This is a genomic window from Pseudomonas entomophila (assembly GCF_018417595.1).
Lineage (GTDB): Bacteria > Pseudomonadota > Gammaproteobacteria > Pseudomonadales > Pseudomonadaceae > Aquipseudomonas > Aquipseudomonas entomophila_C.
Genome location: NZ_CP070982.1, coordinates 5,269,136 through 5,287,295, shown reverse-complemented (window position 1 = coordinate 5,287,295; position 18,160 = coordinate 5,269,136). Strand labels below are relative to the sequence as shown.

At 63.3% G+C, this 18,160-nt stretch carries 18 protein-coding genes; 10 read left to right on the top strand and 8 right to left on the bottom strand.

Going from position 1 to position 18,160, the window contains the following annotated elements:
• Window positions 1-117 precede the first annotated feature (117 nt).
• On the bottom strand, window positions 118-705 hold the full coding sequence (locus JYG34_RS23220) for a TIGR00730 family Rossman fold protein (RefSeq protein ID WP_213658518.1): 588 nt from the start codon (window positions 703-705) through the stop codon (window positions 118-120).
• Between the two features lie 349 nt (window positions 706-1,054).
• Between JYG34_RS23220 and azu the strand changes: the two genes are divergently transcribed.
• A complete protein-coding gene (azu, locus tag JYG34_RS23215; protein WP_213658517.1) occupies window positions 1,055-1,504 on the top strand; it encodes an azurin in 450 nt (149 codons plus the stop codon).
• A 111-nt stretch (window positions 1,505-1,615) separates the two neighbouring features.
• On the opposite strand, the gene nadE is transcribed toward azu, so the two are convergent.
• Together nadE and pncB are read right to left on the bottom strand one after the other, a co-directional pair.
• Window positions 1,616-2,443 carry an ammonia-dependent NAD(+) synthetase gene (gene nadE / locus JYG34_RS23210; RefSeq protein ID WP_213658516.1) on the bottom strand — a complete coding sequence of 276 codons (828 nt, stop codon included), beginning with the start codon at window positions 2,441-2,443 and terminating at the stop codon, window positions 1,616-1,618.
• Window positions 2,444-2,446: 3 nt separating this feature from the next.
• Window positions 2,447-3,652: a nicotinate phosphoribosyltransferase gene (gene pncB, locus JYG34_RS23205; RefSeq protein WP_213658515.1), complete on the bottom strand. Its 1,206-nt coding sequence runs from the start codon at window positions 3,650-3,652 to the stop codon at window positions 2,447-2,449.
• 507 nt (window positions 3,653-4,159) lie between these two features.
• Here pncB and JYG34_RS23200 point away from each other — a divergent pair.
• The 7 genes from JYG34_RS23200 (at window position 4,160) to JYG34_RS23170 (ending at window position 10,985) form a co-directional block, all read left to right on the top strand.
• Window positions 4,160-5,296: a branched-chain amino acid ABC transporter substrate-binding protein gene (locus JYG34_RS23200; RefSeq protein WP_213658514.1), complete on the top strand. Its 1,137-nt coding sequence runs from the start codon at window positions 4,160-4,162 to the stop codon at window positions 5,294-5,296.
• Between the two features lie 157 nt (window positions 5,297-5,453).
• Entirely contained in the window at window positions 5,454-6,368 is a 915-nt protein-coding gene (locus JYG34_RS23195) for an ABC transporter permease subunit (RefSeq protein ID WP_044488501.1), read from the top strand.
• A gap of 2 nt (window positions 6,369-6,370) precedes the next feature.
• Window positions 6,371-7,672, top strand: coding sequence for a high-affinity branched-chain amino acid ABC transporter permease LivM (livM, locus tag JYG34_RS23190; RefSeq protein ID WP_213658513.1), 1,302 nt, complete (start codon window positions 6,371-6,373; stop codon window positions 7,670-7,672).
• Window positions 7,669-8,544, top strand: coding sequence for an ABC transporter ATP-binding protein (locus JYG34_RS23185; protein WP_213658512.1), 876 nt, complete (start codon window positions 7,669-7,671; stop codon window positions 8,542-8,544). Before livM ends, JYG34_RS23185 begins: the two co-directional genes overlap by 4 nt.
• Window positions 8,541-9,257, top strand: a complete 717-nt coding sequence (locus JYG34_RS23180) for an ABC transporter ATP-binding protein (protein WP_213658511.1) — start codon at window positions 8,541-8,543, stop codon at window positions 9,255-9,257. The genes JYG34_RS23185 and JYG34_RS23180 overlap by 4 nt, the downstream gene beginning before the upstream one ends.
• Before the next feature lie 634 nt (window positions 9,258-9,891).
• A complete protein-coding gene (locus tag JYG34_RS23175) occupies window positions 9,892-10,656 on the top strand; it encodes an SDR family oxidoreductase (RefSeq protein WP_213658510.1) in 765 nt (254 codons plus the stop codon).
• Window positions 10,657-10,670: 14 nt separating this feature from the next.
• The gene (locus tag JYG34_RS23170; protein WP_213658509.1) at window positions 10,671-10,985 is read left to right on the top strand and encodes a hypothetical protein; all 315 of its coding nucleotides are present in this window, start codon (window positions 10,671-10,673) and stop codon (window positions 10,983-10,985) included.
• Window positions 10,986-11,040: 55 nt separating this feature from the next.
• Here JYG34_RS23170 and JYG34_RS23165 read toward each other — a convergent pair whose 3' ends face one another.
• The 3 genes from JYG34_RS23165 to JYG34_RS23155 all read right to left on the bottom strand — a co-directional run bounded on the left by JYG34_RS23165 (window position 11,041) and on the right by JYG34_RS23155 (window position 13,646).
• A complete protein-coding gene (locus JYG34_RS23165; RefSeq protein ID WP_213658508.1) occupies window positions 11,041-12,129 on the bottom strand; it encodes an AGE family epimerase/isomerase in 1,089 nt (362 codons plus the stop codon).
• A 261-nt stretch (window positions 12,130-12,390) separates the two neighbouring features.
• Window positions 12,391-13,023: a TetR family transcriptional regulator gene (locus JYG34_RS23160; RefSeq protein WP_213658507.1), complete on the bottom strand. Its 633-nt coding sequence runs from the start codon at window positions 13,021-13,023 to the stop codon at window positions 12,391-12,393.
• A 122-nt stretch (window positions 13,024-13,145) separates the two neighbouring features.
• The gene (locus JYG34_RS23155; protein ID WP_213658506.1) at window positions 13,146-13,646 is read right to left on the bottom strand and encodes a phage infection protein; all 501 of its coding nucleotides are present in this window, start codon (window positions 13,644-13,646) and stop codon (window positions 13,146-13,148) included.
• Window positions 13,647-13,987: 341 nt separating this feature from the next.
• On the opposite strand from JYG34_RS23155, the gene JYG34_RS23150 reads away from it, so the two are divergent.
• Window positions 13,988-16,048 (top strand): AsmA family protein, encoded by a 2,061-nt coding sequence (locus JYG34_RS23150; protein WP_213658505.1) that lies wholly within the window; start codon window positions 13,988-13,990, stop codon window positions 16,046-16,048.
• A gap of 111 nt (window positions 16,049-16,159) precedes the next feature.
• On the opposite strand, the gene JYG34_RS23145 is transcribed toward JYG34_RS23150, so the two are convergent.
• Both JYG34_RS23145 and osmE read right to left on the bottom strand, forming a co-directional pair.
• Window positions 16,160-16,687 (bottom strand): ferritin-like domain-containing protein, encoded by a 528-nt coding sequence (locus tag JYG34_RS23145; protein WP_213658504.1) that lies wholly within the window; start codon window positions 16,685-16,687, stop codon window positions 16,160-16,162.
• Window positions 16,688-16,714: 27 nt separating this feature from the next.
• Window positions 16,715-17,056 carry an osmotically-inducible lipoprotein OsmE gene (osmE, locus tag JYG34_RS23140; protein ID WP_213658503.1) on the bottom strand — a complete coding sequence of 114 codons (342 nt, stop codon included), beginning with the start codon at window positions 17,054-17,056 and terminating at the stop codon, window positions 16,715-16,717.
• Between the two features lie 125 nt (window positions 17,057-17,181).
• On the opposite strand from osmE, the gene JYG34_RS23135 reads away from it, so the two are divergent.
• Window positions 17,182-18,072, top strand: a complete 891-nt coding sequence (locus JYG34_RS23135) for an esterase/lipase family protein (protein WP_213658502.1) — start codon at window positions 17,182-17,184, stop codon at window positions 18,070-18,072.
• Window positions 18,073-18,160 lie beyond the last annotated feature (88 nt).

The following is an 18,160-nucleotide window of genomic DNA, read 5'->3' as shown; positions in this document are numbered from 1 at the left end:
CCTTCAAGGCTGCAGAGAACCCTGTGGGAGCGGGCTTGCCCGCGAATGCAATAGTGAAGCCACTACAGCATTCGCGGGCGAGCCCGCTCCCACAGGTTCATTCATGCCTTTAAAAGATCAATCCGGCTGCTTGTCGACCCACTTCGGCAACACCGGCGACTCGAACCGGTCCATCCCCTCCAGCAGCGCCTCCGGTTGCTGGCCGAGCAACAGCATCGCCCGATGCTGCGGCCGCACGAAACCTTCCTCGACGATGTGGTCGAGGAACCCGCCCAGTTTTTCGTAGAAGCCGTTCACATCCAGCAACCCCAGCGGCTTGGCGTGATAGCCCAGTTGCCCCCAGGTCCACACCTCGAACAGTTCCTCCAGCGTCCCCAGACCACCCGGCAGGGCGATGAAGGCATCGCTGAGCTCGGCCATGCGCGCCTTGCGCGCGTGCATGCCATCCACCACTTCCAGGCGGGTCAGGCCCTTGTGGCCGATCTCGGCGTTCATCAGGCTTTCGGGAATGATGCCGATGACCTCGCCACCGGCCGCCAGGGCGGCGTCGGCGACAGTGCCCATCAGCCCCACCGCGCCGCCGCCGTATACCAGCGTCAGGCCACGGCGGGCGATGGCCTGGCCCAGGGCGACGGCGGCTTCGCGGTAGGCGGGGTTGGCACCGATGCTGGCGCCACAGAAGACACAAACGGAACGTACAGGCATTGCTTATCTCCCTTTACATGCGCGCACAGGGTAAGGCCCATGCCTGTCGCTTCCAAGGGCTGATTACTCGGGGCGGGCGAACTCGCAGACGGCCGCGCCACTGGCACCGCTGGCATAGGCAGCCAGCAGGCTGCACATCAGGCTGTTCAAGGTCATGGCAATTACTCCTAAATGAGAGGTTGTCCCATCGTCCAGTAAGAGGGCATGATGTGCACTTTGATTGGTTGTATACAATCCATTGAACAAATCTACTGTCTGGCCACTTGACACCCCTTGACCCATATCAGGGACGGGCGTTCCGGTTTCAGGCAGACTCGCAATTGATAAACCCCTGCCAAGGAGATTCATGATGTTTGCGAAAGCTGTAGCGGTATCCCTGCTGACCCTCGCCAGCGCCTCTGTCTTCGCAGCCGAGTGTTCGGTGACTGTCGACTCGACCGACCAGATGTCGTTCAACACCAAGGAAATCACGGTCGACAAGAGCTGCAAGGAGTTCACCGTCAAACTGACCCACTCCGGCAACCTGCCGAAGAACGTCATGGGCCACAACCTGGTGATCAGCAAGACCGCCGACATGCAGGGCATCGCCACCGAAGGCATGTCCCAGGGCCTGGAAAAGGACTATATCAAGGCCGACAACGCCGCGATCATCGCCCACACCAAGATGATCGGCGCGCCTGAGAAAGAAACCGAAGTGAAATTCGATGCGAGCAAGCTGGAAGCCGGTGGCGACTACAGCTTCTTCTGCACCTTCCCGGGCCATATCTCGATGATGAAGGGCAAGGTCATCGTCAAGTAATCAAAACCTGACGCAGTACCCTGTGGGAGCGGGTTTACCCGCGAATGCAATGGTGAAGCCACCGCTGCATTCGCGGGTGAACCCGCTCCCACAGGTCCTTCTAGCGCCCGCTCAAGGCGCGAACGGCAGCTCGCGCTTGTGCTGGGTCTTGCGGTAGGTGGCGACGATGATGTCAAACGCCTCCTGGCTCACCGACTGGCCATGCAGGAAGGCATCGATCTGCTGGTAGGTCACGCCGTGGGACGCTTCGTCCGGCTTGCCAGGCTCGAGGTCTTCGAGGTCTGCGGTCGGCACCTTCTCCACCAGCGATTCCGGCGCACCGAAACTGCGCGCAATCGCCCGCACCTGGTTCTTCACCAGCCCGCTCAACGGCGCCAGGTCGCAAGCCCCATCACCGAATTTGGTAAAGAACCCCATCACCGCCTCTGCGGCGTGGTCGGTGCCGATCACCAGGCCCGCGCGGGCGCCGGCGACCGTGTACTGGGCGACCATGCGGGTGCGGGCCTTGATGTTGCCGACGACGAAGTCCACCAAAGTCGGCGAGCCGTTCTTCAGTTCCTTGACTTCCGCGGCCAGGGCCTTCACTGCCGGGGCGATGTCGATGGTGTGCACTTCGTCGGGCTTGATCACCTCCAGGCAGGCCTGGGCGTCGTGCTCGTCGTGCTGTACATGGTACGGCAGGCGCACGGCGATGAAGGTGTAGGCCTTGTCGCCGGTTTCGCTGCGCAGCTCGTTGATGGCGCGCTGGGCGAGCAGGGCGGCGGTCAGCGAATCGACACCGCCGCTGATGCCCAGCACCAGGGTCTTGAGCCGGGCGTTATTCAGGCACCCCTTGATGAAGGCCACGCGCCGGGCGACTTCCTGCTCGAGCGCGGCGGCGCCTTCGAACGGCGGCTGCACCTTGAGCGCCTGGGCAATCTCTTGCTGAACGGCTTGCATGGGTTACTCCTTGCTAAGGACTTTGAAGACATGACGCAGGTAGGTGACGAAGTTCTCGTCGCGGCACTGGGTCTTGGCGGCTTCGTCGGAGATCTTCGCCACCGGCGAGCCGTTGCAGTCGGTCATTTTAAGCACGATGTTCATGGGCGCCACACCGGGGATGTCGCAGGTCAGGTTGGTGCCGATACCGAAACTGACGTTGATGCGCCCGCGCAGGGCACGGAAAATTTCCAGTGAGCGGGTGAGGTTCAGGCCATCGGAGAACACCAGGGTCTTGGTCATCGGGTCGATGCCCAGCTTCTGGTAGTGGGCAATCGCCTTCTCGGCCCAGGCCACCGGCTCGCCCGAGTCGTGGCGCAAACCATCGAAGAGCTTGGCGAAGTACAGGTCGAAATCCTTCAGGAACGCATCCATGGTGATGCAGTCGGTCAGGGCGATGCCCAGCAGGCCGCGGTATTCACGCACCCAGCAGTCGAGCGCGGCGATCTGGCTGTCGATCAGCCGCGGGCCGAGCTGCTGGTGGGCCATGACCCATTCGTGGGCCATGGTGCCCAGGGGCTTGATATCCAGTTTCCATGCTAGGTCGACGTTGCTGGTACCAACGAAACGGGCCGGGAAGTCATCGCGCAGCACGCGCACCACTTCTTCCTGGACGCGGCTGGAGAAACGCCGCCGGGTGCCGAAGTCGGCCACCTGCAGCTGGGCCAGCTCGTCGTCGCTGGCATGGGCACTCAACCAGTCGAACTTGCGATGCAGCTGGTCGCGCGCTTCAGAGAGGCGCATGCGCGGGTGCAGGTGGCGGTTGCGTACTTCGCTGATGATCGCCAGCAGCGGCACTTCGAAGAGAATCACGTGCAGCCAGGGGCCACGGATGCGCAAGCACAGCTGGTCATGCTCGATGCCGACGCGCACGTAGCGCAGGTTGAAACGGAACAGGCGCAGGAAACGCAGGAAGTCGGGCTTGAGGAAGCTGATGCGTTCGAGGAAGGCCAGTTGCTCGTCTTCCAGGGTCAGTTCGCTGAGCAGCTCGAGCTGGTTGCGGATCTCGCCCAGGTAGGGGCGCAGGTCCTCGCCGTTGCGGCAGCGGAATTCCCATTCGACGTCGGCGTCCGGGTAGTTGTGCAGCACCGCCTGCATCATCGTCAGCTTGTAGAAGTCGGTGTCGAGCAGGTTGTGCACGATGCGCTCGGCGAATGCGCTCTCGCTCATCAGGTGGGGCTCCAGGGCGTCGAATGGTGGCTATTGTGCCAGCCTTTGAGGTGTTGTTGCGCCTGTGCTGGCGTCTTCGCGGGTAAACCCGCTCCTACAGGCTGGCTGCGCTCCTGTGGGGGCGGGCTTGCCCGCGAAGAGGATGGCCTGGCCAAAGCAGGTGTTTTTCCGTGCACCGGCTAGCCTTTAAACGGTGCCCCCTGTAGCAGTCGCGCACCAGCGGTGTGCACTTCGGTGACGTCCGCTGTTACAGGTCGGTTGCACGTTAACACTCGCAAGGGTTGCAATGATGGCGCTCGCAGGTTGCTCCTTGTCTAGGCGTGTCGGTAGCGCTTGCTACGAGGTAGACGGTTGCACGCTCAATAAAGAAAAGGCCGTCGGTCGCCTGTCACAACACCCCTTCGCGTGTTTTCCCGGAAGACAAAACCACTGGCACGGCCCTTGCTCGGAGCACAGGGCTGAGAAGTTGTAGTGCCAACCAAAAAAATACTCTAGGAGCACCACCTCATGTCGCAGACGTTTTACAAGAAAGGTTTCCTGGCACTGGCCGTGGCCACGGCACTGGGTGTTTCTTCGTATGTTCAGGCCGACGTCAAGATCGGCGTCGCGGGCCCCATGACCGGGGCCAACGCAGCGTTTGGCGAGCAGTACATGAAAGGTGCCCAGGCGGCAGCCGACAAGATCAACGCCGCCGGAGGGGTGAACGGCGAGAAGATCATTCTGGTCAAGGGCGATGACGCCTGTGAACCCAAGCAGGCCGTGGCCGTGGCCAACCGCCTGGTCGACCAGGACAAGGTCATCGGCGTGGTCGGTCACTTCTGCTCCTCCAACACCATCCCCGCCTCCGAGGTGTACGACGAAGCCGGCGTGATCGCCATCACCCCGGGCTCGACCAACCCGCAGGTCACCGAGCGCGGTCTGGGCGCGATGTTCCGCATGTGCGGCCGCGACGACCAGCAGGGCATCGTCGCCGGCGACTACATCGTCGACGTGCTCAAGGGCAAGAAAGTGGCGGTGCTGCACGACAAGGACACCTACGGCCAGGGCCTGGCCGATGCGACCAAGGCGCAGCTGACCAAACGCGGTGTCACGCCGGTGCTGTACGAAGGCCTGACCCGTGGCGAGAAGGACTTCAGCGCCGTGGTCACCAAGATCCGCGCCGCCGGTGCCGACGTCGTCTACTTTGGCGGCCTGCACCCGGAAGCCGGCCCGCTGGTGCGCCAGCTGCGCGAGCAGGGCCTGAAGGACGTCAAGTTCATGTCCGACGACGGCATCGTCACCGACGAACTGGTAGCCACTGCGGGCGGCGCCCAGTACGTCGACGGCGTGTACATGACCTTCGGTGCCGACCCGCGCCTGCTGCCTGACAGCAAGGCGGTGGTGGAAGAGTTCCGCAAGTCCGGTACCGAGCCCGAAGGCTACACCCTGTACGCCTACGCCTCGGTACAGGCCCTGGCCGCCGCGTTCAACGGCGCCAAGTCGAACAAGGGCGAGGACGCCGCCAAGTGGCTCAAGGCCAACCCGGTCAAGACCGTCATGGGCGAGAAGAAGTGGGACAGCAAGGGTGACCTGACGGTATCGGACTATGTGGTCTACCAGTGGGACAAGGACGGCAAGTACCACCAGCTGGAAAAACAAAAATAACAACGGCATCCGGCCTGGGCGCCTGTGCGCCCGGGCCGCTGCCCCGCGGTACCCGTCTTTATCCGTAGATCTGCACAGTTCTGCGCTGCGAGGGCCGCTTCATCCGTGGCCTGCCGTGGTCGGCGCTCGTGCAATCTCAATCAGGTGAGATTGCGTTATGGATGGTATTTTCCTGCAGCAACTGGTCAACGGCCTGACCCTCGGGTCGGTCTATGGCCTGATCGCCATCGGCTACACAATGGTCTATGGCATCATCGGCATGATCAACTTCGCGCACGGCGAGGTGTACATGATCTCCGCGTACCTCGCGGCGATCAGCCTGGCATTGCTGGCTTACTTCGGCGTCGAGTCCTTCCCCCTGCTGATGCTGGGCACGCTGTTGTTCACCGTGGTCGTCACCGGCGTCTATGGCTTCACCATCGAGCGCATCGCCTACAAGCCCCTGCGCAACTCCACCCGCCTGGCGCCGCTGATCAGTGCCATTGGTATCTCGCTGATCCTGCAGAACTATGCGCAGATCAGCCAGGGCGCGCGCCAGCAAGGTGTACCGACCCTGCTCGAAGGCGCCTGGCGCGTCGAGGTGGGCAGTGGTTTCGTGCAACTCACCTACACCAAGATCTTCATCCTGGTGGCCGCGTTCGTCGGCATGGGCCTGCTCACCTACGTGATCAAGTACACCAAGCTCGGCCGCATGTGCCGCGCCACGCAACAGGACCGCAAGATGGCCTCGATCCTGGGGATCAACACCGACCGGGTGATCTCCTACGTGTTCGTCATCGGCGCGGTGATGGCGGCGCTGGCCGGCGTGCTGATCACCATGAACTACGGCACCTTTGACTTCTACGCCGGCTTCATCATCGGCATCAAGGCGTTCACCGCCGCGGTGCTCGGGGGGATCGGCTCGCTGCCGGGCGCGATGCTCGGCGGGATCATCCTGGGCATCTCCGAATCGCTGTTCTCCGGTTTGATCAACTCCGACTACAAGGATGTGTTCAGCTTCTCGCTGCTGGTGATGATCCTTATCTTCCGTCCGCAAGGCCTGCTGGGTCGCCCGCTCGTGGCTAAGGTGTGAACATGTCCTCTGCCAAAACTGCCTCTGTACCCGAAACCAAGGGTTTCGACCTCAAACGCAGCCTGCTGGAGACCATCGTCGCCGGCTTGCTGGCCCTTATCGTGTTTGGCCCGGTCGTCGGCGTGGTGCTCGACGGCTACAGCTTCAACGCCGAGCCCGCCCGTGTCGCCTGGCTGGTCGGCGGGGTGATGGTCGGGCGCTTCCTGCTCAGCCTGTTCCTGCAGACCGGCACCGGCCTGCGCATGCTGCAGGGCTTCGACAGCGGTGGCTCGGGCGTGCATGTGCTGGCGCCGGACTACAAGTCGCGGTTGCGCTACATCATCCCGGCGCTGATCGTGATCGCCATCGTGTTCCCGGTGTTCGCCAACAAGTACTTGCTGACGGTGGTCATCCTCGGGTTGATCTACGTGTTGTTGGGCTTGGGGCTGAATATCGTGGTCGGTCTGGCCGGCCTGCTCGACCTGGGCTACGTGGCCTTCTACGCCATCGGCGCCTACGGCCTGGCGCTGGGCTACCAGTATCTCGGCCTGGGTTTCTGGAGCGTGCTGCCGCTGGCGGCGATTGCTGCGGCGCTGGCGGGGTGCATCCTCGGTTTCCCGGTATTGCGAATGCACGGCGACTACCTGGCCATCGTCACCCTGGGCTTCGGTGAGATCATTCGCCTGGTGCTGAACAACTGGTTGTCGTTCACCGGTGGCCCGAATGGCATGCCGGTGCCGTCGCCGACCTTCATGGGCCTGGAGTTCGGCCGCCGGGCCAAAGACGGTGGCGTGCCGATCCACGAGTTCTTCGGCTTCGAGTACAACGCCAACCTCAAGTTCGTGTTCATCTATGTCGTGCTGTTCCTGGTGGTGCTGGCGGTGTTGTACATCAAGCACCGGCTGACCCGCATGCCAGTGGGCCGCGCCTGGGAAGCACTGCGTGAAGACGAGATCGCCTGCCGCTCCATGGGCCTGAACCATGTGCTGGTCAAGCTCTCGGCGTTCACCCTTGGTGCATCCACTGCCGGCCTGGCGGGCGTGTTCTTCGCGTCTTACCAGGGTTTCGTCAACCCGTCGTCGTTCACCTTCTTCGAGTCGGCGCTGATCCTGGCTATCGTCGTGCTGGGCGGCATGGGCTCGACCGTGGGCGTGGTGATCGCGGCCTTCGTGCTGACCGTGGCGCCGGAGCTGCTGCGCAGCTTCTCCGAGTACCGGGTGCTGCTGTTTGGTGTGCTGATGGTGCTGATGATGATCTGGCGACCGCGCGGGCTGATCCGTATCAGCCGTACCGGCGTGGTCCCGCGTAAAGGAGTGGCGCCATGAGCGACGATATCATTCTGTCGGTCGACAACCTGATGATGCAGTTCGGTGGGATCAAGGCGCTTAGCGATGTCAGCCTGAAAGTGAAGCGCAACCAGATCTTCGCTCTGATCGGCCCCAACGGCGCCGGCAAGACCACCGTGTTCAACTGCCTGACCGGCTTCTACAAAGCCAGCGGCGGGCGCATCGAGCTGAACGTGCGCGGCAGCAGCACCAACGTCATCCAACTGCTGGGCGAGCGCTTCCAACCGGCCGACTTCGTCTCGCCTGCGCGCTTTGCCAACCGCATGTACTACAAGATGTTCGGCGGCACCCACCTGGTCAACCGCGCCGGGCTGGCGCGGACGTTCCAGAACATTCGCCTGTTCAGGGAAATGTCCGTGGTGGAGAACCTGCTGGTGGCCCAGCACATGTGGGTCAACCGCAACCTGCTGGCCGGGGTGCTCAACACCAAAGCCTATCGCCAGGCCGAGAGCGACGCGCTGGATCATGCCTTCTACTGGCTGGAGGTGGTCGACCTGGTCGACTGCGCCAACCGCCTGGCCGGTGAGCTTTCGTATGGCCAGCAGCGCCGCCTGGAAATCGCCCGGGCCATGTGCACGCGGCCGAAGATCATCTGCCTGGACGAGCCGGCCGCGGGCCTCAACCCGCAGGAAACCGAGGCCCTGAGCCGCATGATCCGCGTGCTGCGCGACGAGCATGACATCACCGTGGTGCTGATCGAGCACGACATGGGCATGGTCATGAGCATTTCCGACCACATCGTCGTGCTCGACCACGGCAACGTGATCGCCGAAGGCGCGCCGCAGGACATCCGCCACAACCCGACGGTGATCGCCGCCTACCTGGGTGCCGACGAAGAGGAGCTGGTATGAGTGCACCCATTCTCGAACTGAAGGACCTGGACGTGTTCTACGGGCCGATCCAGGCCCTGAAGAAAGTCTCGATGCACATCAACGAAGGCGAGACGGTGAGCCTGATCGGCGCCAACGGCGCGGGCAAGTCCACGCTGCTGATGTCGATCTTCGGCCAGCCGCGGGCGGCGTCGGGGCATATCATCTATCGCGGCACCGACATCACCCGCAAGTCGTCGCACTACATTGCCTCCAACGGTATCGCCCAGTCGCCGGAAGGGCGCCGGGTATTCCCCGACATGACCGTCGAGGAGAACCTGATGATGGGCACCATCCCCATCGGCGACCAGCATGCCGCCGAAGACATGCAGCGCATGTACGAACTGTTCCCGCGCCTTAAGGAGCGGCGCAACCAGCGCGCCATGACCATGTCCGGGGGCGAGCAGCAGATGCTCGCCATCGCCCGGGCGCTGATGAGCCGGCCCAAGCTGCTGTTGCTCGATGAACCGTCGCTGGGGTTGGCGCCTATCGTGGTCAAGCAGATCTTCGCCACGCTGCGCGAGCTTGCGCAGACGGGGATGACCATCTTCCTGGTGGAGCAGAACGCCAACCATGCGCTGAAGCTGTCGGACCGGGCGTACGTGATGGTCAACGGGCAGATTCGCATGACCGGGACGGGGCAGGAGTTGTTGGTCAATGAGGAGGTGCGTAACGCCTATCTGGGCGGGCACTGAATCACATTGTGCAGACATCGCGGGGCAAGCCCGCTCCCACAGGTCGTGGGAGCGGGCTTGCCCCGCGATGCGTTTGATGGATGTGGACAACTTGTCGCATATCTTTCTTGAAACACTCCACAATCCCAGCGCAAACCCTTGTTTGCACAAGCTGAAAACTTTCCACGGATTGTGTGGAACCGCCTGTGGAAAACATGGTGGCACCTCGCTCAAGCCCTTTATTTTCGTGGCCTGCAAATGCTTGTCTGTTTTTTGATCAAATCAAGGTTGTGCATGATTTCATTGCACTTTTCTGCTCGTCCGAAGCGGAAGGCAAGCGCCATGCATTTCTGTGGATAACTCTGTGAAAAACCCTTGGACAGACTGCTGTAGACGGCAGAATTGAAAGCGTTGCGCCATCATAGGGAGATGTCCACAGGACCTTTTCCATCCATTTGGTTCCCTTCGTCCGACGAGTTGCCCCCAATCTGTGGGGAAAGCCTTGTGGATAAGATGCGCATAGCCTGACGGAAGCCCGCTATTACAGGCCTTTCACGGTGTTGTTCGTTTTTTGACCAGCTGCTGAAACGGTTGTCGACAACGCTTGCGCCGGGCATGCTGCAAAACCTGCCGATCACACCCCAAGGAGAAGAGCATGACGTCCACCGTATTCATCACTGGCGCGACTTCCGGTTTCGGTGAGGCCACCGCCCGCCGTTTCGCCGATGCCGGCTGGAAGCTGGTGCTGACCGGCCGTCGCCAGGAGCGCCTGGACGCGCTGTGCGCCGAACTGTCGGCTAAGACCGAGGTGCATGGCCTGGTGGTCGATGTACGGGATCGCCGGGCGATGGAGGCGGCCATCGCCAGCCTGCCGCCGAGCTTCGACAAGCTCCAGGGCCTGGTCAACAACGCGGGCCTGGCGCTGGGTGTGGATGCCGCGCAGAACTGCAGCCTGGACGACTGGGAAACCATGGTCGACACCAACATCAAGGGCCTGATGTACACCACCCGCCTGCTGCTGCCACGGCTGATCGCCCACGGGCGTGGGGCGTCGATTCTCAACGTCGGTTCGGTGGCGGGCAACTATCCGTACCCGGGCGCCAACGTATATGGCGGCACCAAGGCCTTCGTCGGGCAGTTCTCGTTGAGCCTGCGCTGCGATCTGCGCGGTACCGGTGTGCGGGTGAGCAATATCGAGCCGGGGTTGTGCGAGAGCGAGTTCTCGCTGGTACGCTTTGGTGGTGACCAGGCGAAGTACGATGCCACCTACGCCGGGGCTGACCCGATCCAGCCGCAGGACATCGCCGAGACCATCTTCTGGATCCTCAACCAGCCGGCGCACATCAACATCAACAGCCTCGAGCTGATGCCGGTGAGCCAGGACTGGGCTGGGTTCTCGATCCACCGGTCGACCGAGTAATACAAGGAATAGACATGGGCGAACCGATGATTACCGGTTCGCCCATGGTGCTGAGATCACTTCGGTATGTAAGAGAGGTAGGTACGATCTTGCGGGATGATCTCAAGCAGTTGCAGGACGTCATTGATTCCGTCATGCCGACCGAAATCCTCACGCACTGCGTTGCCACTGGTAATACGGCGGAGACTGAGCAGATAACTCAGCTTGCCATGAGCGAAGTAATCGACATTGTCGGATCGGTTGACGATGTCTTGCGCTGCTTTGTTGATTTCCTGCTGGAGATACGCTGCAAAAGTCTGCTTGTTCACTGGTTTGAACCCGGCACATGAAGGAATGTCGAGGGTAGGAGGCAGAGCGTTTCAGATGCAGCAGGAAAGCGTACCCTTAGGCGTAACGTGCCATCTCTTCGAGGCAAGTAGCCAAATGATAAGGGGTGGTCGAAGGCATATCATGCCGGCTCACCGCACCGTCACCATCACGGCACTCATGCCAGCCACCGTCATGCAGGAATCGTGACGCCAGCGCCTGCAGCTGCGCCAGCAACCTCGCCTCGCTGCCTGGCCGCAAGGCCAGTGCCCGCAGGTACTCGGCCTGGGCCCAGATCCGTTGGGTGGCATCGATGACCTTGCCGTCCACATCGAGCATCGCCAGCACCGCCGTATCCTTCACACCGCACTGCTCGGCGTAGGCGAAGGCGCGGGTGATGGAGGCGTGCAGCGCCGTCCCGCGCAGCAGCGGCGAGGTGTCCAGCAGGTAGAACCATTCGAACTGGTGGCCTGGCTCGAACCAGTTATCCACAGCGCCGCGTGGCTTCTCCAGCATCAAGCCGTGGCTCGGTTCGATGAACTGAGCCTGCAGTGCGTCGCACAACTGCAGCAGCGACTGGCGAACCTCGTCGTCCTCGCGCACGGCCAGTACCTGGAGGAAGGCTTCGGCCAGGTGCATCTGCGGGTTCTGTAGCGGGCCGCTGCCCAGGTCCGACCAGTCTTCACCCAGGCTGGCTTCATACAGGCCATCATCGCGGGCGAACTGCTCGGCAACGATTTCCAATGCCGCGTTCAGGGCCGACTCCACCAGACCTTCGCGCACCTTGCCCCAGTAATGGGCGCAGGCGAAGACGATGAAGGCGTGGGTGTAGAGGTCCTTGCGCCGATCCAGCGGCTTGCCTTCGGCATCGATGCTGTAGAACCAGCCGCCGTGCTCGGCGTCGTGGAAGTGCCGTTGCAGCGAGCGGAACAGCGCCGCTGCGCGCTCGGCCGCGCCGGGCTGCTCGATGCGGCTGCTGAAGAGGTAGAGCTGGCGGGCGCAGGCCATGGCCCGGTAGCGCTGCACGGGCAGTGGCCGGTGCTGGGCGTCGAGGGCTTCGTAGGGCAGGGCCATGTCGGCGTTCCAGCCAGGGCCCTGCCACAGCGGCACGATGCGTTCGGCGAAGTGCTGGTGGAAACGGGTCAGTGCAGGGCGGGGGTCGGACATGGTGGCGCTCGTGACGGTCGGGCAGGGCGCCATGGTAGCAGAAGTGAGGTTGTGGGTTGTTCGTGCCGGCCCTTTCGCGGGTAAACCCGCTCCCACAGGAGGCGCGGTCATCTGGCAGACCCGGGTTCCCCAGGCACTGCCCTGTCTGTGGGGGCTACTGTCTTGTGCTGAATGCACTGGCCCATTCGCTGGCAAAGCCGGCTCCCACGGGGGCGGCGGGACCCTGCGGGAGCGGGCTTGCCCGCGAAGAGGCCGGTGTGGCTAGCCTGGATTTCCCAGACCCTGCCAATGCCGAGCACCCACGAAGATGAAGCGCAGCTGCTGGGTGATTTTTTCCTGGGGTGACAGCGCCTGTGGATAACCCGGCTCGGGGCTGTCGATCAGCTCGGGCAGGGTGGCGAACACGGTCTTGACCACCAGGTCGGCCATCACCGCCAGCGCCGCGCCGTCCAGGTGCTGCCAGCGCGGCATGCGCGCAAGGTCGGTGGCCAAGTCGCTGCTGATGTCCTGGCGCAGGCGGGCGATGGCCTGGCGCACTGGCTGCGAGCCACCGTACTGCTCGCGGGCGAGGAACAGGAACTGTGCGCGATGGGCGATCACCACGTCGAGGAAGATGCGCACCGAGGCGTCGGTGATGCCACCGAGCTCGAACTCGTTGTGCCGCACCAGGCGGATGGTCTGGCGGAAGGTGGTATCGACCTCGGCGACCAGGGCCAGGCCCAGGGCGTCCATGTCGGGGAAGTGGCGGTAGAAACCGGTGGGCACGATGCCGGCGGCCTTGGCCACCTCGCGCAGGCTGATGCTGCCGAAGCCACGGCCGCTCTCCATGAGCAGGCAGGCGGCATCCAGCAGGGCCTGGCGGGTCTGTAGCTTCTGTTCGGCGCGCGGCAGCATGGGGCAGGATTCTTTGACGGTACGGCTGGGCATTCTGGATAAAAAAACAAAGCCCGGTCAATGGACCGGGCTTGGAGGGGAGCAGGCGCAGTGGGGCGGGTTGTTGTTCTCGGCCATGGCGATCAGCTCACACGGCTGAGTTCGACCAGACGATCCGAGCCACCTTCGGCTACACGGTTGTTGCGTTCGTTGAGGCGATCCGAGCCACCTTCGGCGACGCGGCCAGTGCGTTCGATCAGGCGATCCGAGCCACCTTCAGCGACGCGGCCAGTGCGTTCGATCAGGCGATCCGAGCCACCTTCGGCGACGCGGCCAGTGCGTTCGATCAGGCGATCCGAGCCACCTTCGGCGACGCGACCGGTGCGTTCGATCAGGCGATCCGAGCCACCTTCGGCGACGCGACCAGTACGTTCGATCAGGCGGTCAGCCCCTCCCTCGGCCAAGCGTCCGGCACGTTCTTGCAGGCGTTCGGCGCCGCCTTCGGCCAGGGTGTTCAGCGGTTGGGCGACGGTCGCGGCACTGGAACGCGATTCGGCGCTAAGGTGCTGGTCTTCGGCCGGCAGGGCGAAGGCGTTGGCGGCAAGGACGGACAGGGTCAGGCTCAGCAGCAGATGGCGTTTCATGATTTCGGTGCTCCTCTGGGGGGCTGGGAAAGTGGGTACGGAGCCAATGCTACGCCCGGTAACGCCAGAGAGAAGTTCATCGGGATAATGGTGACAATCGACGGGATTGATACTGAGTTGCAATGGCTCTAGGGCAGTACTTGTGGCTGCTCGATCAATCTGCGTGCGAGCCTTCGGCCTGGTAACACAGTGGCCGCTCGTCGACCAAAAGCTGAGAAAAGCGTCAGAAAAAACTTCGCTATCATGGCCGTCCGGATCAAACCCGACGGTTTTTCATCAGTCCGACATACTAGGTGCCATTGCGACACCCGCTTCGAGCCCTGCAGTCAGGAGAACCCTGCATGACGCGCCCTGCCAGAATCCTCCTCTGGACCCTCGCCACCCTGGCCACCCTGCTGGCGATCCTGGTGGTGGTGATCGCCACCTTCGACTGGAACCGGGTCAAGCCACTGCTCAACGAGAAGGTTTCCGAAGCCCTGCATCGCCCCTTCGCGATCAATGGCAACCTCGCCGTGAACTGGCGTACCGAGCCTGAGGAGGGCGGCTGGCGGGCCTTCGTGCCCTGGCCGCATTTCACCGCCGAAGACCTGACGCTCGGCAACCCCGACTGGCTCAAGGAACCGCGAATGGTCGGGCTGGAGCGCGTGGAGTTCCGCCTGTCGCCACTGCCGCTGATCGTCCAGCGCATCAGCATCCCGCGCATCGACCTGGTCAAGCCCAGCGCCAGCCTTGCGCGCCTGGCCGATGGCCGCGCCAACTGGGTCTTCGACTTCGGGCCCAAGGATGAGAACGCCCCGCCCTCGAAATGGGAGCTGGACATCGGCGCCATCGGCTTCGACCAGGGCAATGTCAGCTTCGATGACCAGACCCTGAAGACCAGCATGAAGGTGCAGGTCGACCCGCTGGGCAAGCCGATCCCGTTCAGCGAAATCGTCGGCAAGGAGCGCGCCGAGCAGGTCGGCAAGGCCCAGGACTATGCCTTTGGCTTCAAGGCCCAGGGTCGCTACAAGGGCAAGGCGGTGGCCGCAACCGGCAAGATCGGCGGGTTGCTGGCGCTGCAGGACGCCAGCCAGCCCTTCCCGCTGCAGGCCGACGCACGCATCGGCGATACCCGCGTGGTCCTGGCGGGCACCCTGACCGATCCCCGTAACCTGGGCGCCCTGGACCTGCGCCTGGCGCTCTCCGGCAGCAGCCTGGGCAATCTCTACCCGCTGACCGGTGTGACCCTGCCGGACACCCCGGTCTATTCCACCGATGGCCACCTGACCGCCAACCTGCACGATCCCGCAGGCGCGCAGTTTCGCTACGAGGGCTTCAACGGCAAGATCGGCGACAGCGACATCCATGGCGACCTGGCCTTCGTCGCCAGCCAGCCGCGGCCGAAGCTGGCGGGCAAGCTGGTCTCGAACCAGTTGCTGTTCAAGGACCTGGCGCCGCTGATCGGTGCCGACTCCAACAGCGCGCAGAAGGCGCGCGGTGGCGCCAGCAAGCAGCCGGCGGGCAAGGTGCTGCCGGTGGAAGAATTCCGTACCGAGCGTTGGCGGGCCATGGATGCCGACGTCAGCTTTGCCGGCAAGCGCATCGTCCACAGCGAGAAGCTGCCGTTCAAGGACCTCTCCGCCCACGTGATCCTCGATGACGGCCTGCTGCGCCTGGAGCCGCTGCGCTTCGGCGTGGCCGGTGGCAACCTTGATTCCAACATCCGCCTGGACGGCCGTGGCGCACCGTTGCAGGGCCGTGCCCGGTTGACCGCGCGCGGCTTCAAGCTAAAGCAGATGTTCCCCGGCTTCGCGCCGATGCAGACCAGCTTTGGTGAGCTCAATGGCGATGCCGACATCAGTGGCCGCGGCAACTCGGTGGCGGCCTTGCTGGGCACCGCCAACGGCGACCTGCGCCTGTTGATGAACGATGGCGCCATCAGCCGTGGCCTGATGGAGATCGCCGGGCTCAACGTGGGCAACTATGTGGTCGGCAAGTTGTTCGGCGATGAGGATGTGAAGATCAATTGCGCCGCAGCCGATGTCGGGATCAAGGATGGCTTGGCGACCACGCGGTTGTTTGTCTTCGACACCGAGAACGCGATCATCTACATCAACGGCACGGCCAACTTCGCCAGCGAGCAACTGGACCTGAAGATCACTCCCGAATCCAAGGGCCTGCGCCTGTTCTCGCTGCGCTCGCCGTTGTACGTGCGTGGGCCGTTCGCCAAGCCCAGCGCCGGTGTGCAGGCGGTGCCGCTGGCATTGCGCGGGGCGGGGATGGTGGCGCTTGGCGTGGTGGTCGGGCCGGCGGCCGGGTTGCTGGCATTGATTGCGCCGAGCAGTGGCGATGCTCCTAACCAGTGCACGCCGTTGTTGCAGCAGATGAAGACCGGCAAGGCACCGGCGGCGGTGAAGAAATGATTGTAGGAGCGGCTTCAGCCGCGAAGCAGGCGACGCGGTGATTGGCACCGGCTATGCCGGTGTTCGCGGCTAAAGCCGCTCCTACAAGGATCGTAAGGATCGTGCCGGCAATCACAACCCTTTCAACAGATCGGACATATCGTCCGCGTGCTCCTCTTCCTGGGCCAGGATATCCTCGAAGATGCGCCGGGTGGTCGGGTCCTTGTCACCGATGTACTGGATGATCTCGCGGTAGCTGTCGATGGCGATCCGCTCGGCCACCAGGTCTTCCAGCACCATTTCCTTCAGCGAGTCGCCCGCCACGTATTGGGCGTGCGAATGCTTGCTCAGGTTGTCCGGGTTGAAGTCCGGCTCGCCGCCCAATTGCACGATGCGTTCGGCCAGCCGGTCGGCATGCTCGCTTTCCTGGTTGGCATGCTCGAGGAACTCCTCGGCGGCAACGCTGGCCTTGATGCCGCTGGCCATGAAGTAGTGGCGCTTGTAGCGCAGGGTGCAGACCAGCTCGGTGGCCAGCGACTCGTTGAGCAGGCGCAGGATTTTCTCGCGGTCGGCGTGGTAACCCTCGGTCACCGCTCCTTGCTCGACATGCTTGCGGGCGCGGGCGCGCAGGGTCTTCACATCGGTCAGTTCAACGCTCATGTTGATCTCCGTAGGCATCGGGTGGGGTCAGGCGCCGGGCACGGCGTCGCTGTCTTTCTGGCGCTGCTTGCAGGTCTTGAAACCCTTGGCGTCGACATGGCCGGTGGCGTCGAAGCGCACGTAGTAGGGCTGCTGGTGGCCATCGCGGTTGAGGATGTAGTCGTTGCAGGTGCCGCCGTGGGGCAGGTCGATCACATTCGACGGGCTGCCGCCGATGGCGATGACCTTCTGCATGGTCATGCCGTGTTCGACCTGCTTGACCAGCGGCTCGTCGCGGTAGGTGACGTAGTCCACCGGGTTCTCCGGGCGGCTGCCGCAGGCGGCGAGGGTCGCGCTTGCCAGAAGGATGGCCAGGGTTCGCTTGTGCATGGTCCCGCTCCTTGCTCAGGGGTCTGTTCTGCTTGGAACCGCGCGGCGCGCCGGGAGTTCGATTGCGCTTGTCTTCGATCGCGCTGTAGGGTGGGCCGGTCTGTTCACGGATGAGGGCAAGGGTGATGAGTCAGGAACTGGCCACGCGTTATCCACTGGTGCTGGTACCGGGCATGCTCGGCTTTGTGCGTGCGTTGCCGTATCCCTACTGGTTCGGCATCGTTCCTGCGTTGCGCCGGGGCGGCGCGCAGGTGTTTCCAGTGCAGGTGTCGCCGCTGCATTCCAGCGAAGTGCGGGGCGAGCAGCTGCTGGGCATCATCGAGGAGATCTGCCAGCGCACGGGAGCCGATAAGGTCAACCTGATCGGCCATAGCCAAGGGGCGCTGAGCGCGCGCTATGCGGCCGCGAAGCGGCCCGACCGGGTGGCTTCGGTGACCTCGGTGGCCGGCCCCAATCATGGCTCGGAGCTGGCCGACCACCTCGAACGCACGGCGCCGGGCGACTCACCCCAGGGGCGCATCCTCAAGGCGGTGCTGCATGGCGTTGCCGTGTTGCTGGGCTGGCTGGAGACTGGCTGGCGCCGCGAGCCGCTGCCGATCGACGTGCATGCCTTTCATCAGTCGTTGACCTGCGCCGGGGTGGCGCTGTTCAACCAGGCTTATCCACAGGGGCTGCCGGAGGTCTGGGGTGGCGAGGGTGCGGGCGAAGTGAACGGCGTACGCTACTACTCATGGTCAGGCACCTTGCAGCCTGGGCGCACTGACCAGGGCCTGAACCGCTTCGACGGCAGCAACTACTTCTGCCGCCTGTTCGCCCGCAGCTTTGTCAGGGAGAAGGGGCAGTGCGATGGCATGGTCGGGCGTTTCAGTTCGCACTTGGGCCAGGTGATTGGCGACGACTATCCGCTCGATCACCTGGATATCGTCAACCAGTCATTAGGCGCGGTCGGCAAGGGTGCCGAGCCGGTGCGGCTGTTCACCGAGCATGCCGCCCGCCTCAAGGCTGCCGGGTTGTGACGAACCTGGGGCTGCTTTGCAGCCCTTTCGCGGCTAAAGCCGCTCCTACAGGGGATTGCGTTCGCCTGTAGGAGCGGCTTTAGCCGCG

Bases quoted from the DNA above. Each gene is read 5' to 3' on its own strand.
- JYG34_RS23220 (WP_213658518.1), bottom strand. From the start codon at position 705: ATGCCTGTACGTTCCGTTTGTGTCTTCTGTGGCGCCAGCATCGGTGCC.
- azu (WP_213658517.1), top strand. From the start codon at position 1,055: ATGTTTGCGAAAGCTGTAGCGGTATCCCTGCTGACCCTCGCCAGCGCC.
- nadE (WP_213658516.1), bottom strand. From the start codon at position 2,443: ATGCAAGCCGTTCAGCAAGAGATTGCCCAGGCGCTCAAGGTGCAGCCG.
- pncB (WP_213658515.1), bottom strand. From the start codon at position 3,652: ATGAGCGAGAGCGCATTCGCCGAGCGCATCGTGCACAACCTGCTCGAC.
- JYG34_RS23200 (WP_213658514.1), top strand. From the start codon at position 4,160: ATGTCGCAGACGTTTTACAAGAAAGGTTTCCTGGCACTGGCCGTGGCC.
- JYG34_RS23195 (WP_044488501.1), top strand. From the start codon at position 5,454: ATGGATGGTATTTTCCTGCAGCAACTGGTCAACGGCCTGACCCTCGGG.
- livM (WP_213658513.1), top strand. From the start codon at position 6,371: ATGTCCTCTGCCAAAACTGCCTCTGTACCCGAAACCAAGGGTTTCGAC.
- JYG34_RS23185 (WP_213658512.1), top strand. From the start codon at position 7,669: ATGAGCGACGATATCATTCTGTCGGTCGACAACCTGATGATGCAGTTC.
- JYG34_RS23180 (WP_213658511.1), top strand. From the start codon at position 8,541: ATGAGTGCACCCATTCTCGAACTGAAGGACCTGGACGTGTTCTACGGG.
- JYG34_RS23175 (WP_213658510.1), top strand. From the start codon at position 9,892: ATGACGTCCACCGTATTCATCACTGGCGCGACTTCCGGTTTCGGTGAG.
- JYG34_RS23170 (WP_213658509.1), top strand. From the start codon at position 10,671: ATGGGCGAACCGATGATTACCGGTTCGCCCATGGTGCTGAGATCACTT.
- JYG34_RS23165 (WP_213658508.1), bottom strand. From the start codon at position 12,129: ATGTCCGACCCCCGCCCTGCACTGACCCGTTTCCACCAGCACTTCGCC.
- JYG34_RS23160 (WP_213658507.1), bottom strand. From the start codon at position 13,023: ATGCTGCCGCGCGCCGAACAGAAGCTACAGACCCGCCAGGCCCTGCTG.
- JYG34_RS23155 (WP_213658506.1), bottom strand. From the start codon at position 13,646: ATGAAACGCCATCTGCTGCTGAGCCTGACCCTGTCCGTCCTTGCCGCC.
- JYG34_RS23150 (WP_213658505.1), top strand. From the start codon at position 13,988: ATGACGCGCCCTGCCAGAATCCTCCTCTGGACCCTCGCCACCCTGGCC.
- JYG34_RS23145 (WP_213658504.1), bottom strand. From the start codon at position 16,687: ATGAGCGTTGAACTGACCGATGTGAAGACCCTGCGCGCCCGCGCCCGC.
- osmE (WP_213658503.1), bottom strand. From the start codon at position 17,056: ATGCACAAGCGAACCCTGGCCATCCTTCTGGCAAGCGCGACCCTCGCC.
- JYG34_RS23135 (WP_213658502.1), top strand. From the start codon at position 17,182: ATGAGTCAGGAACTGGCCACGCGTTATCCACTGGTGCTGGTACCGGGC.